This is a genomic window from Pseudomonas oryzicola, from assembly GCF_014269185.2.
Taxonomy (GTDB): domain Bacteria; phylum Pseudomonadota; class Gammaproteobacteria; order Pseudomonadales; family Pseudomonadaceae; genus Aquipseudomonas; species Aquipseudomonas oryzicola.
In genome coordinates, this window is record NZ_JABWRZ020000001.1 from 1,686,828 (window position 1) to 1,700,509 (window position 13,682).

The window sequence follows — 13,682 nt, forward strand, 5'->3', positions numbered from 1 at the left end:
TCTCAAACCGTGGGCTAAAGACCGCTAGTATAAGCGGCCCCTCACCTGGAGAAGTTTCACCATGGCCGACAGCAAACCCGAAATCGTGATCACCTATTGCACGCAATGCCAGTGGCTGCTGCGTGCGGCCTGGCTGGCCCAGGAACTGCTGAGCACCTTTGCCGATGACCTCGGGCGGGTGGCGTTGGAACCAGGTACCGGGGGTATCTTCCGCATCACCTGCAATGGCCAGCAGATCTGGGAGCGCAAGGCGGACGGTGGCTTCCCGGAGGCCAAGGTGTTGAAGCAGCGGGTGCGCGACCAGATCGACCCGCAGCGTGACCTGGGGCACAACGATCGCTGATCAGCTGCCCTCGGTCGCAGGCCGTTGCCTGGGTGCCTGCTCGGCAGCCAGGCGGCTGGACAGCACGATGGCGAAGATGATCAGCGCGCCGCCCAGCAGCATGCGCAGGGTCGGGGTTTCGGCGAACACCACCCAGGCCACCGCAATGCCGTAGACCGGTTCCATGCCGAACACCACGGCGGCGGTGCGCGCCTTGATCACCGCCAGGCTGGCGACGAACAGGCTGTGGGCGACACCGGTGCAGAAGATGCCGAGCAGGGCGATCCACAGCCAGTCCCGGCTGGCTACGTCGGCCAGGCGCGGGCCGGCGAATGGCAGCAGACACAGGCCCACCACCAGGTTCTGCCACAACGCTGCCTGCACCGCCGGCAGGCGACCGGAGCCGGCGCGGTTGGTGAGTGACAGCAAAGCGAACAGCAGCCCCGACAGCAGTGCCCAGAGCAGGCCGCCGGTGGCCTGGCTGGCCAGGTCGAACGCTGGGGTGACCAACACCAGCCCGATGCTCACCAGCAGCACCAGCATGGCTTCGTTGCGGCGAATACGCTCGCGGAACAGCAGGCCCTCGAGGATCACGGTAAAGGCCGGGAAGCTGGTAAAGCCGAGGGTGGCAATGGCCACGCCAGCGACCTTCACTGCGACGAAAAAACTGACCCAGTGGCCGGCCAGCAGCACGCCGCCAAGCAGCAGGCGGCGGGCATCCTGGCCGCCCAGGCGCTGCCAGCCCGGGCCGGTCAGGCTGGCGAACAGGGCCAGCGCGAGCACGGCGAAGGCGGCGCGGCCGAACACGATGATCGCCGGGCTGGCGCTGGCGGCCAGCTTGCCGAAGACGCCGGTGAGGCCGAAGAACAGCGCGCCAATGTGCAGGGCGCCGAGGGCGGTGCGGTGGTTCATGGAGGGTCCTTGCTCAAGATCTCTGCTGACAGTGCCGGCCTCTTCGCGGGTAAACCCGCTCCCACAGGTATCGCACCGCTTTCGTAGCCTGTTCAGTACCTGTGGGAGCGGGTTTACCCGCGAAGAGGCCGGCACAGCCATAGTGTAACGGCTCAGGCCAGCACGTTCTGTCGCAAGACTAGTGTGCGTTGTCGCCGGACTCTCGCCGCAACGCCAGGGGCGCACAGCCGAATGCCCGCAACATCGCCGCCGAAAACGCGCTCTGCGAGCTGTACCCCACCTGCGCCGCAATCTCCCCCATCGGCAGCAAGGTCTGCACGACCAGCCGCCGCGCCTTGAGCAAACGTCGCTGGCGGATGTAGTCCATTGGCGTCATCCCGCATTCCGCAGTGAAGCGCGCGTGCAGGCGGGCACTGGACAACCCGGCGATGCGCGCCAGGTCGGCGACTTGCAACGGGTAAGCGGCGTGCTCCTCGATATGCGCATCGAACGCCGCATACGGCAGCCGCTGGCAAGCACCGCTGCTGGCAGCCACCGTGGGGTTGAGGCTGGCCAGCAGCAGCGCCGCGCCTTGCCGGGCAACCAGCGGGTCGTGCACCGGGCTGGCCGCCAGCCAGTCGACCAGCTGTTGCTGGCGCTCGTTCAGGCCCAGGGCGGCGGGGCGATCCAGCAGCCGGCGGCTGGCATCGGCATGCTCGCCCAGTTGTTCGTGCAACCAGTGCTCCCCGGGCACATCCAGCACCAGGCAATCGCTGCCGTCAGCGCTGGCGCAGGTGTGATGTGCACCCGCCGGGACCACCACCAGCCCCTGCCGATCGATCCCGGCGCCATGCCCCAGAATCTCGAACTCCAGGCGGCCGCGCAGGCCGAACACCAGCTGCGGGTGTTCGTGGCTGTGGGCGATCAGGCTGTGGCGATAATGGCGCAGCGAGAGGATCGGGCCGCTCATGGGAGTGTCCTGGCAGGGCAGTTGCGCATTGTGCCTGATTCCCGGCAGCTCATCACTCGTCACGCTTTTGCCACGGCACTGTCATCCGCGCCTGCCAGTCTCCAGCAAACTGCGCCGGAGCCTGCCCATGACCCATGCCGAACTGTCCCGTCCCTCGCGCAAGCAGCGTGTGCGAACCTTGTGGATCTCCGATGTTCATCTGGGTACGCGTGATTGCCAGGCCGAACACCTGGCGCAATTCCTCAAGGCCTACCAGGCCGACCGCATCTACCTGGTGGGCGACATCATCGATGGCTGGAAGCTGCGCGGCGGGGTCTACTGGCCGCAGGCCCATACCAACGTGCTCCGCCGCCTGCTGACCATGAGCAAGCGCGGTACCGAGGTGATCTACGTCACCGGTAATCATGACGAATTCCTGCGCCGTTATTCCAGGCTGATCCTTGGCAATATCCAGCTGGTGGACGAGGCCGAGCACCTGACCGCCGATGGCCGCCGCCTGCTGGTGATCCATGGCGACCAGTTCGATGTGATTACCCGTTACCACCGCTGGCTGGCGTTTCTCGGCGACCGTGCCTATGAATCGACCCTGGTGCTCAACCGCTGGCTCAACCATTGGCGGGCCCGTTACGGTTATGGTTACTGGTCGCTGTCGGCCTACCTCAAGCACAAGGTCAAGGGGGCGGTGAACTTCATCAGTGACTTCGAGGTTGCCATTGCCCACGAATGCACGCGCCGTGGTTTTCATGGCGTGGTCTGTGGGCACATCCACCATGCCGAAATTCGCCGGGTGGGGGAGGTGGACTACCTCAACTGCGGTGATTGGGTGGAATCGTGTACGGCGCTGATCGAACATTGGGATGGCACGATCGAGCTGTACCGCCTGGCCGAGGCACAGGCTCGGGAGGCCCGGGAGGCTGAGGCGTTGCGGGAACCGGCGTAAGGCTTGCGAGCCCCAGGAAATCTACAGGCTGATCCTGCCCAGCAGGATATCCCTGAACATTACGAAATCCCCGGCCAGGCTGTACAGCGGATGGGTGAAGGTCGCAGGCCGGTTCTTTTCGAAAAAGAAATGCCCGACCCAGGCAAAGCCGTAGCCGAACACGGGCAGGGCCAGCAGCAGCGCCCATTTGCCACTGCCGATGGCATAGGCCAGCAAGGCGATCACCAGGCTGGTACCGACAAAGTGCAGGCGGCGGCAGATCGGGTTACTGTGCTCACCCAGGTAATACGGGTAGAACTCGGCAAAACTGCGAAACTGCGCAGTGTGGTTCATGGTACTGCTCCGGCAGATACTTTTGGACAGGATGCACGGCGTGGAGCCTGATTCGAGTCTAGAGTGACTGGCGGTGCCTTCCACTGACAATGGGCGCCAATCGAGTATCCCTGGGGTTCACCGCAGGAGCGGTCTGCATAAGAAGCCTGTCATGAGCGAAAGAACCACGTCAGCCAGCTGGGCAACTGGGATCGTGAAGGCACTCGAGCTGGAAGGGCTGGACTGCCGGGCCATGTTCAAGCAGCTGGGCCTGGACTTCGCTGCCCTGGATGACCCGGATGCGCGCTTCCCCCAGGACGCCATGACCCGCCTGTGGCAACTGGCGGTGGAACTGTCGGGCAACGAGGCCATTGGCCTGAACATGGCCCGGGTGGTGCGCCCGGCGTCGTTCCATGTGGCAGGTTATGCGTTGATGTCCAGCCGCACCCTGGCCGAGGGTTTCGAGCGTCTGGTGCGTTACCAGCGCATCATTGCCGAAAGCTGCGACCTGAGCTTTGTCGCCGACCCCGAAGGGTATTCGCTGATCCTGACCGTGCACGGCGACCAGCTGCCGCCCACCCGGCACAGTGCCGAAGCGTCGCTGGCCTGTGGGCTGGCATTGTGCACGTGGCTCAGTGGCCGGCCTGTGCAGCCGCGCCGAGTGCTGCTGCAGGGCCCGCAACCAAAGCATATCGAGCCTTACAAGATGGCATTTCATGCCCCGCTGGTGTTCGGCGCACCGCACGATGCGCTGCTGTTCGAGCGGGCCGACATGGAGGCACCATTGCCTACTGCCAACGAAGCCATGGCGGTACTGCACGACCGGTTTGCCGGGGAGTACCTGGCGCGTTTTTCCGAAACCCGGGTGACCCACCGCGTGCGTCAGGTGCTGTGCCGCATTCTGCCCCAGGGCGAGCCCAAGCGCGAAACCCTGGCCCAGGCCCTGCACTTGTCGCAGCGCACCTTGCAGCGGCGCCTGCAGGAAGAAGGCACCAGCTTCCAGGCGTTGCTCGACGACACCCGCCGCGAACTGGCCGAACAGTATCTGGCCCAGCCGGGCATGACCTTGCTGGAAACCGCGTACCTGCTGGGTTTTGCCGACCCCAGCAACTTCTACCGGGCGTTCCGCCGCTGGTTCGGCGCCACGCCCAGCGAGTACCGTGCGCGCCGCAGCGCGCAAGCCGAGGCGCTCAGTGACGCCAGAACGCTGGCATACACAGCACTAGCACGGTGATGATCTCCAGGCGGCCGAGCAGCATGCCGCTGGCGAGAATCCACTTGGCAGCGTCCGGCAGGCTGGCGTAGTTGCCTGACGGGCCGATCACTTCACCCAGGCCCGGGCCTACCCCCGAGACCGTGCCGGCAGCCCCGGTCAGGGCGGTCATCCAGTCCACCCCCAGCAGCGACAGCAGCAGCGCCATCACGCAGATGGTAATGGCGAAGAAGAACGAGAAAGTCAGGATCGAGCGCACGATTTCTTCGTCGAGACGGTGGCCGTTGTACTTCTGCTTGATGACGGCCCGCGGGTGGATCAGCTGGTTGAGGCTGGCCTTGAGCAGGATGTAGGCGACCTGGAAGCGGAAGATCTTGATGCCGCCTGCGGTCGAGCCGGAGCAGCCGCCGACGAAGCCCAGGTAGAAGAACAGCATCAACGAGAAGTTGCCCCACAGGCTGTAGTCACCCAGGGCGAAGCCAGTGGTGGTGACCACCGAGGTGACGTTCAGGGCTACGTGGCGCAGGGCGTCGAGCCAGTGCAGCTGGGTGGTGGCCCAGTACCAGGTGCCAAGCACCAGCCAGGTGGTCACCAGCATGCCGAGCAAACCCTGTACCTGCTGGTCGCGAAGCAGCGCCTTGCGGTTGCCACGCAGGGTCGCCACATACAGCGTGAACGGCAGGCTGCCCATGATCATCACTACCACCGCGACCCAGTGCACGGCAGGGATGTCCCATTTCGCCAGCGACTGGTCGGAGGTGGAAAACCCGCCGGTGGAAATCGCCGACATGGCGTGGTTGATCGCATCGAACGGGCTCATGCCGGCCCACCAGAAGGCCAGTGCGGCGAGGATCGAGAAACCGACATAAACCCCTACGATCGACTTCGCGACCATGTGCGAGCGGGGCATGACCTTTTCCGAACGGTCGGACGATTCGGTCTGGAACAGGCGCATGCCGCCGATGCGCAGCAGCGGCAGGATCGCAACCGCCATGGCGATGAAGCCGATGCCGCCGAGCCAGTGCAGCATCGAGCGCCACATCAGAATGCCCGGTGACATGTTGTCGAGCCCGCTGAGCACGGTGGCGCCGGTAGCGGTGATGCCCGACATGCTTTCGAAGAAGGCGTCGGTGTAGCTGATGTGCTGGGTCAACAGGAAGGGCAGGGCGGCAAACACGCACACCACCAGCCAGCTGCTGACGGTCAGCAGGTACATGTCGCGTGGGCGCAGGTGGACATGCTCGGGGCGGCCCTGGACCACCAGGACCAGGCCGGCGATGAAGGTGATCAGGCTGGACCAGAGGAACGACGGCATGTCACCGGTGCGTTCGAAGACCACCAGGGTCGCCATTGGCACGGCCATGCTGACAGCGAGGGTAATCAGGAAGATGCCGATGATGAAACCAATGATCCTTAAGGTCGGCAACGCCATGTGATCTGCTCTGACTCGAAACGGAAGGGCGCCATTCTACCTATGGGTCTGGTGATGTAAACGCTAGAATGGCGCCACATTCACCTGCCAGGAGGGTAGCCGATGGAGGCTCTCGACGCATTGCTCAACCGTGTTTCCGTGCCACGCCTGACCGACCCGGCGCCCAATGCCGCCCAGCGCGAGGCGCTGTTCCAGGCCGCCCTGCGTGCCCCGGATCACGGTCAGCTGCGGCCATGGCGTTTCCTGACCATCGAAGGCCAGGGCCGCGAGCAGCTGGGCGAGCTATTCGCCGAAGCGTTGCACAACCAGGGTGATGCCAGCCAGGCTGCACTGGACAAGGCGCGTGCCATGCCGTTGCGGGCGCCGTTGCTGATCGTGGTGATTGCCAGGTTGCAGGAGCACTTCAAGGTGCCCAAGGCCGAGCAACGCCTGGCGGCGGGCTGCGCGGCGCATGGCATCCTGATTGCGGCGCATGCGCAAGGGATCGGCGCGGTATGGCGGACCGGTGACATGGCCTACGACGCCCATGTGCACAAGGGCTTGGGGCTGGCCGCGGACGAGGAGCTGATTGGTTACCTGTATGTCGGTACGCCGCTGGCCGAGCCACGTACGGCACCGATTCTGGAAACCGCTGATTTCGTCAGCGCCTGGGGCGAATAACTGTCAAGAATGCCGGGGCCGCAAAGCGGCCCGGCGAACTCACGCAGGGGCCGCTTCCGAAGGCAGATCCAGCCTGGCCACAAACCCACCCTGTGGGTGGTTTTCCAGTACCAGGCTGCCGCCATGACGCTCCGCCGCCTTGCGTGCAATCGCCAGGCCCAGCCCGTGCCCTGGCGCGGCCTGCCCCGGCGCGCGGAAGAACGGCTCACCCAACTGCTGCAGATGCTCGGCCGCCGCCCCGGGCCCATGGTCGCGCACGCTCACCAGCACACGGTCCTGTTCCCGTACGGCGCTGACTTCGATCGGCTGGCCCACCGGGTTGAAGCGCAGGGCGTTGCGCAGCAGGTTGTCCACGGCGCGTTCGATCAGGGTTGGCCAGCCCTGCAGGGTCAACCCCGGCTGCGCCTCCAGGCGCACATCCTGCTCCGGCGCGCTGAGCAGGGCGTCCTTGCGCACGCTGCCAAGCAGGGCATTGAGGTCGACCGGCTCGGCATGGGCCTGTTCGGCATCGACGCGCGCCAGGGTGAGGATTTCGCTGATCAGGTCCTCCAAGCGATCGCATTCGCGGGTCAGGCGTGGCCACAGCGCCTCCCGCTGTGCGGGCTCGCCGCGCTCAGCCAAGGCCAGGGCAATGCGCAGCCTGGCCAGTGGTGAGCGCAATTCATGGGACACGTCGCGCAACAACTGGCGCTGGCTGCCGATGGTGCTTTGCAGGCGCGCGCCCATCTTGTTGAAATCCTTGGCCAGCACGCCGAACTCGTCGCGTCGCGCCGCCAGCTGCGCCAGGCTGTTCTGCTGGTAGGTGGTCTGGCCAAGGTCGTGCACGGCACTGCGCAAGCGGCTGAGCGGGCGGGTGATGGACAGGGTCACCAGCAGGCTGAACAGGGTCAGCACCACCAGCGCAATGCCCAGTGCACTGAGCGGCCACAACAGGCTCTCGCGGTGCCAGGCATCCAGTTCCGGGTGCGGGATACGGTAGATCAGCAGGTAGGTCTGGCCGGTATCGGGGCTGGTGTATTCCTCGGTCAGCCGTCGCCATGGCAGGTGCCGCTGGTCATTGTGCTGGCGTGCCTCAAACGCTGCCGCACGGCGCGGGAAGGTACCGGGCACCACGGCTTCGCCACTCTCGTCGAGCACTTGCACGTCGATCTTGAAGCGGTCTTTGCGCCGTTCCAGGAAGTGTTGCGCCGAAGCCAGGCCTTCCTGCTCGTAGTGCTTGGCCCACTTGCTGGCCAAGGTGTTCAGGCCGGGGTGGCGGCTGAGTATCCAGGCGTCCTGGTTGAGCATGTGGCCCAGCAGAATCGACAGGCCCGCGACCAGGGCGATGGCCAGCCAGAAACTGGCCAGGATGCGCCAGAACAGTGAACGCAAGTGCACCTCCTAAACGGGAAAAGCCCGGCCCGCGCTGAGGGCGGGCCGGGCACTGGCTGGACAGCTTACTGGGCCTTGTTGCCTTTTTCAGCTTTCCAGGCCTGGAACTCCTGCCATTCGGCTTTCTGTGCGGCGCGTTCCTTCTGCAGCTCGTCAAATTTCTTCTGCTGCTCCGGGTTGAGCAGGGCGCGGACGGCGCTGTCGGTCTTGTTGCGGCTGGCCTGCAGCTCATCGTGCATGGCCTTCTGCTCGGCGCTTGGCAGCTTGGACAGATAGCGCTCGGTGATGTCGTGGCGCTGCTTCATCTGTTCGCGCATCAGCTTGCCGACCTGCTGGCGCTGGTCGCGGCTCAGGTCCAGCTGGTGGAACGGCGCGTCACCGCGATGATGCGGGCCGTCGTGGTGCGGGCCGTCTTCAGGCATGGCCATGGCCACGGTCGGCAGGGCAGCGGCGAACATCAGGGCGATAAGGGTCTTGCGCATGGTGTCTCTCCTTTCATAGGCCGGTGGTTACCGGATGAGCACAGTCTAGGGAGATCACCGTCAAGCGCCGTCAGCGCAGGGTAAAGGCTCGGTAAAGATGGTCAGAGGCAGTAGTAGTAGCCGCGACTGCGCAGGGCAACAATGCGTGGCCGGCCATCGGCGTGCGGGCCGATCTTCTTGCGCAGGTTGCTGACGTGCATGTCCAGGCTGCGGTCGTACAGGGTCAGTTTGCGGCCCAGGCCAATCTGCGCCAGTTCCTGCTTGTCCAGCGGCTCGCCGGGTTGGCGCAGCAGGGCTTCGAGAATGCGGCTCTCGGACAGGGTCAGGGTCATTTCGCGGCCATCGATGCTGGCCACGCCACGGGCAGGGCTGTAGACCAGGTCGCCCAGTTCCACCTGGCTGCTGGCGGCGGCGGGATGGCTGCGGCGCAGCACGGCGCGCAGGCGGGCAGTGAGTTCACGTGGGTCGCAGGGTTTGGCCAGGTAGTCGTCGGCGCCCAGTTCCAGGCCAAGGATTCGGTCCAGTGGCTCGCCACGGGCCGAGAGCATCAACACCGGCAGTTCGGCATGCTCGCTGCGCAGCTGCTTGAGCAGTTCGAGGCCACTGCCGTCCGGCAGCATCACATCCAGCACCACGGCCGCCGGGGCATGCGTGGCCAAGGCCTGGCGTGCGCTCTTGCCATCGTGGCAGGCACGCACGGTAAACCCTTCCTGGGTTAGCCAGCTGCCAAGCAACTCGCACAGTTCCTGGTCATCATCAATCAGTAACAGCTCGCTCATGACTCACTCAATTCAACCATTGGCGGCGACTATTCGGCCCGCCAGTGGCAAAGATACCGCAGACTGATGGCAATCGTATAACTGCCGGTACCGCGCCAGCTTCCTCGCGGGCATGAGCGCGAAGAAGCTGGCGCGTCTCAGGTCAAGGCAGCACTTGCTTGAACGGCTTGACTACAACCTTGTCGTACACGCCCGCCGCGATGTAAGGGTCGGCATCGGCCCAGGCCTGTGCGGCCGCCAGGGAATCGAACTCGGCAACGATCAGGCTGCCGCTGAAACCTGCCGCACCCGGGTCGTTGCTGTCGATGGCCGGGTGCGGGCCGGCCAGCACCACGCGGCCTTCGGCTTTCAGTTGCTGCAGGCGTTCGATGTGCGCCGGGCGCGCGGCCAGGCGCTTTTCCAGGGAGTTTGCGACGTCGCTGGCGATGATGGCGTAGAGCATGTCAGTCCTTGGGTTTGGAGGTAGAAGGGTCGTCGTGCAGGTGGCGCGACAGGTACACGCCTTGCGCCACCAGGAACAGCACGGTCATGCCCAGGCTGCCGAACACCTTGAAGTCGACCCAGAAGTCCTGGAAGGTGAAGGCGACGAACAGGTTGGCCGCGCCGCAGAACAGGAAGAAGCCGATCCAGGCCAGGTTGAGGCGGGTCCAGATGCTATCCGGCAGGCTCAGGGCATGGCCCATGATGCGCTTGATCAGCACCCGGTCGCCGATGAAGTGGCTACCGGCGAAGCCCAGGGCGAACAGCCAGTTGACTACCGGGGCTTTCCACTTGAGGAAGGTTTCACTGTGGAAGGTCAGGGTCAGGCCGCCGAATACCAGGCACGCTACCAGCGTCAGCCACTGGCCCTTTTCCAGCTTGCGCTGGCGCAGGAACAGGGCGCCGTAGACCACCAGCGAGCTGACGATGAGCATGGCCGTGGCGCTGTAGATTCCGCCGAATTCGAAGCTGTGACCGGCGACTTCCAGAGGGCGCGGGTCGAGTTTGTAGACGATGAAGAACAGCAACAGCGGAATGAAATCGATGAATTGTTTCACAATGGCAGCCAGAATCGGGATGTGACGGCATAATAACAAACATCGATTCCAGCGAAAGCGCTCCTCCATGAATGTTGATCTGCACTGTCACAGCACGGCCTCCGACGGCGCCCTGTCGCCCTCGGCACTGGTCGCCCGGGCCCATGAGCACGGGGTGCGAACGCTGGCCCTGACTGACCATGACACCATCGAAGGCCTGCCCGAAGCGCGCCAGGCCTGTCGCGACAAGGGCATGCACTGGGTCAGCGGGGTAGAGCTGTCATGTACCTGGGGCGGCGCAACCATCCATGTGCTGGGCTATGATTTCCCGCTCGACGCGCCACCCCTGCTGGCGGCGATCGAAGCGTTGCACCGGGGCCGCTGGCTGCGCGCTGAAGAAATCGACAAGCGGCTGGCGGCCAAGGGCATGCCCGGGGCCCTCGAAGGCGCCCGCGCCGTGCAGCATGAGCTGGGCGACAGCGGCAATGCCCCGGCGCGGCCACATTTCGCCGAATACCTGGTGCGCGCCGGGCACGTCAAGGACCGCGGCGAGGCGTTTCGCAAGTGGCTGGGCGCCGGCAAGCTGGGCGATGTCAAGCAGCACTGGCCGAGCCTCGATGAAACCGTCGCCACCCTGCGCCAGTCCAACGCTTGGGTGAGCCTGGCGCACCCCATGCACTACGAACTGACCCGCAGCAAGCGCAGAAGGCTGATTGCCGACTATATTCAGGCAGGCGGGCAGGCAATCGAGGTGGTCAACGGGATGATGCCGGCCGAGCAGGTGGGCACCATGTCCATCCTCACCCGTGAGTTCGGCCTGCTGGCAAGCGCTGGCAGTGACTTCCACGGCCCCGGCACCTGGGGCGAGATTGGTGCCTACCGGCCTTTGCCCGAGGACCTGCCACCTTTGTGGCGCCGATTCAGCCATGAACAGCCTTTGGCGGTATGAACAGGACGACTACGTGAGCCAATTTTTCCAGATTCATCCGGAGAATCCGCAGCCGCGGCTGATCCGCCAGGCGGTGGAGATCATCCGCAAGGGGGGCGTGGTGGTGTATCCGACCGACTCGGCCTACGCCCTGGGTTGCCAGATTGGCGACAAGGCGGCGATCGAGCGGGTGCGACGCCTGCGCGGCCTGGACAAAACCCACAATTTCACCCTGATGTGTTGTGACATGTCGCAGCTGGGGCTGTATGCCAAGGTCGATACCGGCACCTTCAGGCTGCTCAAGGCGCACGTGCCGGGGCCTTACACCTTCGTCCTCAATGGCACCCGCGAAGTGCCGCGCCTGCTGCTGCACGAAAAGCGCCGTACCATCGGTCTGCGCGTGCCGGATCATGCCATCACTCTGGCCTTGCTCGCCGAACTGGGCGAGCCGTTGATGAGCGTGAGCCTGATCTTGCCGGGGGACGACGAGCCGATGACCGACCCCTACGAGATCCGCGAGCGCCTGGAGCACCATGTCGACCTGGTGATCGACGGTGGTTTTGGCGACCTCAAGGCATCGACCATCATCGACCTGTCCGGCGACGAGCCGGAGCTGATCCGCGCAGGCTGCGGCGACCCCACGCCGTTCCTGGTCAACGCGTGAGCCAGGTAGAAACACCCGAGGCCCCTTCCGAGCAGGCCGAGGCCCCGCGGCAGCTGCAATTGGCGCTGGTCTATGGCGAAGCCCTGACCGAACTGCCGCTGGACCTGTACATCCCGCCGGACGCGCTGGAAGTCATCCTCGAAGCCTTCGAGGGCCCGCTGGACCTGTTGTTGTACCTGATCCGCAAGCAGAACATCGACATCCTCGACATCCCGGTGGCGGAAATCACCCGCCAATACATCGGCTATGTCGAACTGATGAAGAGCGTGCGCCTGGAGTTGGCCGCCGAATACCTGGTGATGGCGGCCATGCTCGCCGAGATCAAGTCGCGCATGCTGCTGCCGCGTTCGGCCGATATCGAGGAAGAAGAGGGCGACCCGCGCGCCGAACTGATCCGCCGCCTGCAGGAGTACGAGCGCTTCAAGGCGGCCGCCGAAGGCATCGACGGACTGCCTCGGGTTGGTCGCGAGGTCGTGGTGCCGCGCCTGGAGGCGCCGCAGGCCAAGGTGCGCAAACTGTTGCCTCAGGTCAGCCTGGAGGAACTGCTGGTATCCATGGCCGAGGTGATGCGCCGCAACGACCTGTTCGAAAGCCACCAGATCACCCGCGAGACCCTGTCCACCCGTGAGCGCATGAGCCAGGTGCTGGAGCGCCTGAAAGGCGGCGGCTTCGTGCCGTTCGTCGAGCTGTTTGCCGCCGAGGAGGGCAAGCTGGGCGTGGTGGTGACCTTCATGGCGATCCTTGAGCTGGTGAAGGAATCGCTGGTCGAACTGGTGCAGAATGAACCCTTCGCCGCCATCCACGTGCGGCTTCGCCCGGCGCTTGTAGAAGAACCTGATGAACCTGAATGAACCCCGTGACCTGGCGTCGCTGATCGAGGCCTTCCTGCTGGCTTCGGGCAAGCCGCAATCGCTGGAGCGCCTGTACGAACTGTTCGAGGAGGCCGAGCGGCCAGAGCCCAAGGTCTTCAAGCAGGCCCTGGAGCTGCTGGGCACGTCGTGCGCTGGCCGTGCCTTCGAGCTCAAGGAAGTGGCCAGCGGCTACCGCCTGCAGATTCGCGAAGACTTTGCCCCCTGGGTCGGGCGCCTGTGGGAAGAGCGCCCGCAGCGCTATTCGCGGGCGCTGCTGGAAACCTTGGCCTTGATCGCCTACCGCCAGCCGATCACCCGCGGCGAGATCGAGGATGTGCGTGGCGTTGCCGTGAACAGCAACATCATCAAGACCCTCATGGAGCGCGAGTGGGTGCGCGTGGTCGGTTACCGCGAGGTGCCCGGGCGGCCGGCGATGTTCGCCACCACCAAGGGCTTTCTCGATCATTTCAACCTGAAGAGCCTGGACGAGCTGCCGGCCTTGGCCGAGCTGCGGGAAATGCAGCCCGAACCGCTGCTCGACGCGGATGACGCACCGGTGCCGGCGCACCTGCAGGCGCTGGCCGATGCCAGCCTTGGCGAGGAGGAAGCGGTTGCCGAACCGAAGGAGGAGACCAGCTTCCGTAGCCTGCTGGTGGAGCTGGATGCCATGGAAGAGGGGCTGAAGACCGATTTTGATGATTTGCGCGAGGAAGAGGCTGAGGCCTCGGTGGAAGAACAGGGCAAGTCACTGCCCTGATGTCTTTGTTGCCTGTACCATTAGGCAGAAACCCGTGGCAAAGCCCACAATACCCTCTACCCTCCAGTGCGTTCCGCCGCCGAACCGCGTATGA

At 64.8% G+C, this 13,682-nt stretch carries 17 protein-coding genes; 8 read left to right on the forward strand and 9 right to left on the reverse strand.

Features of this window, described 5'->3' with window-relative positions:
• The first annotated feature begins 61 nt into the window (after window positions 1-61).
• Window positions 62-343 (forward strand): Rdx family protein, encoded by a 282-nt coding sequence (locus tag HU760_RS07620; protein WP_186676307.1) that lies wholly within the window; start codon window positions 62-64, stop codon window positions 341-343.
• Here the strand turns inward: HU760_RS07620 and HU760_RS07625 are convergent, their stop codons facing one another.
• Window positions 344-1,234: a DMT family transporter gene (locus HU760_RS07625; RefSeq protein WP_186676308.1), complete on the reverse strand. Its 891-nt coding sequence runs from the start codon at window positions 1,232-1,234 to the stop codon at window positions 344-346.
• 178 nt (window positions 1,235-1,412) lie between these two features.
• Window positions 1,413-2,183: a helix-turn-helix transcriptional regulator gene (locus HU760_RS07630; RefSeq protein WP_186676309.1), complete on the reverse strand. Its 771-nt coding sequence runs from the start codon at window positions 2,181-2,183 to the stop codon at window positions 1,413-1,415.
• Between the two features lie 127 nt (window positions 2,184-2,310).
• On the opposite strand from HU760_RS07630, the gene HU760_RS07635 reads away from it, so the two are divergent.
• Window positions 2,311-3,123: a UDP-2,3-diacylglucosamine diphosphatase gene (locus HU760_RS07635; RefSeq protein WP_186676311.1), complete on the forward strand. Its 813-nt coding sequence runs from the start codon at window positions 2,311-2,313 to the stop codon at window positions 3,121-3,123.
• A 21-nt stretch (window positions 3,124-3,144) separates the two neighbouring features.
• Here the strand turns inward: HU760_RS07635 and HU760_RS07640 are convergent, their stop codons facing one another.
• Window positions 3,145-3,456, reverse strand: coding sequence for an Mpo1-like protein (locus tag HU760_RS07640; protein ID WP_186676314.1), 312 nt, complete (start codon window positions 3,454-3,456; stop codon window positions 3,145-3,147).
• A 151-nt stretch (window positions 3,457-3,607) separates the two neighbouring features.
• Between HU760_RS07640 and HU760_RS07645 the strand changes: the two genes are divergently transcribed.
• A complete protein-coding gene (locus HU760_RS07645; RefSeq protein ID WP_186676315.1) occupies window positions 3,608-4,669 on the forward strand; it encodes an AraC family transcriptional regulator in 1,062 nt (353 codons plus the stop codon).
• Here the strand turns inward: HU760_RS07645 and HU760_RS07650 are convergent.
• The gene (locus HU760_RS07650; RefSeq protein WP_186676317.1) at window positions 4,626-6,080 is read right to left on the reverse strand and encodes a TrkH family potassium uptake protein; all 1,455 of its coding nucleotides are present in this window, start codon (window positions 6,078-6,080) and stop codon (window positions 4,626-4,628) included. The genes HU760_RS07645 and HU760_RS07650 overlap by 44 nt on opposite strands.
• 102 nt (window positions 6,081-6,182) lie before the next feature.
• Here HU760_RS07650 and HU760_RS07655 point away from each other — a divergent pair, with 102 nt between their 5' ends.
• A complete protein-coding gene (locus HU760_RS07655) occupies window positions 6,183-6,740 on the forward strand; it encodes a nitroreductase family protein (protein WP_186676325.1) in 558 nt (185 codons plus the stop codon).
• 39 nt (window positions 6,741-6,779) lie between these two features.
• Here the strand turns inward: HU760_RS07655 and HU760_RS07660 are convergent, their stop codons facing one another.
• The 5 genes from HU760_RS07660 to HU760_RS07680 all read right to left on the reverse strand — a co-directional run bounded on the left by HU760_RS07660 (window position 6,780) and on the right by HU760_RS07680 (window position 10,409).
• Window positions 6,780-8,117 (reverse strand): ATP-binding protein, encoded by a 1,338-nt coding sequence (locus HU760_RS07660; RefSeq protein ID WP_186676327.1) that lies wholly within the window; start codon window positions 8,115-8,117, stop codon window positions 6,780-6,782.
• Between the two features lie 59 nt (window positions 8,118-8,176).
• Window positions 8,177-8,593 carry a Spy/CpxP family protein refolding chaperone gene (locus HU760_RS07665; RefSeq protein WP_186676330.1) on the reverse strand — a complete coding sequence of 139 codons (417 nt, stop codon included), beginning with the start codon at window positions 8,591-8,593 and terminating at the stop codon, window positions 8,177-8,179.
• A gap of 101 nt (window positions 8,594-8,694) precedes the next feature.
• Window positions 8,695-9,372, reverse strand: a complete 678-nt coding sequence (locus HU760_RS07670) for a response regulator transcription factor (protein WP_186676333.1) — start codon at window positions 9,370-9,372, stop codon at window positions 8,695-8,697.
• 142 nt (window positions 9,373-9,514) lie between these two features.
• The gene (locus HU760_RS07675; protein ID WP_051099393.1) at window positions 9,515-9,814 is read right to left on the reverse strand and encodes a YciI family protein; all 300 of its coding nucleotides are present in this window, start codon (window positions 9,812-9,814) and stop codon (window positions 9,515-9,517) included.
• Between the two features lies 1 nt (window position 9,815).
• Window positions 9,816-10,409: a septation protein A gene (locus tag HU760_RS07680; protein WP_186676336.1), complete on the reverse strand. Its 594-nt coding sequence runs from the start codon at window positions 10,407-10,409 to the stop codon at window positions 9,816-9,818.
• A gap of 67 nt (window positions 10,410-10,476) precedes the next feature.
• On the opposite strand from HU760_RS07680, the gene HU760_RS07685 reads away from it, so the two are divergent.
• Genes HU760_RS07685 through scpB form a run of 4 tightly spaced genes read left to right on the forward strand, consistent with a single transcriptional unit; the run spans window position 10,477 to window position 13,588 of the window.
• Window positions 10,477-11,337, forward strand: coding sequence for a PHP domain-containing protein (locus tag HU760_RS07685; RefSeq protein WP_186676339.1), 861 nt, complete (start codon window positions 10,477-10,479; stop codon window positions 11,335-11,337).
• A 13-nt stretch (window positions 11,338-11,350) separates the two neighbouring features.
• The gene (locus tag HU760_RS07690) at window positions 11,351-11,980 is read left to right on the forward strand and encodes an L-threonylcarbamoyladenylate synthase (protein WP_217858968.1); all 630 of its coding nucleotides are present in this window, start codon (window positions 11,351-11,353) and stop codon (window positions 11,978-11,980) included.
• Window positions 11,977-12,831 carry a segregation and condensation protein A gene (locus HU760_RS07695; protein ID WP_496197640.1) on the forward strand — a complete coding sequence of 285 codons (855 nt, stop codon included), beginning with the start codon at window positions 11,977-11,979 and terminating at the stop codon, window positions 12,829-12,831. The genes HU760_RS07690 and HU760_RS07695 overlap by 4 nt, the downstream gene beginning before the upstream one ends.
• Window positions 12,818-13,588 carry an SMC-Scp complex subunit ScpB gene (gene scpB, locus HU760_RS07700; protein ID WP_186676368.1) on the forward strand — a complete coding sequence of 257 codons (771 nt, stop codon included), beginning with the start codon at window positions 12,818-12,820 and terminating at the stop codon, window positions 13,586-13,588. The genes HU760_RS07695 and scpB overlap by 14 nt, the downstream gene beginning before the upstream one ends.
• The last annotated feature ends 94 nt before the right edge of the window (window positions 13,589-13,682 follow it).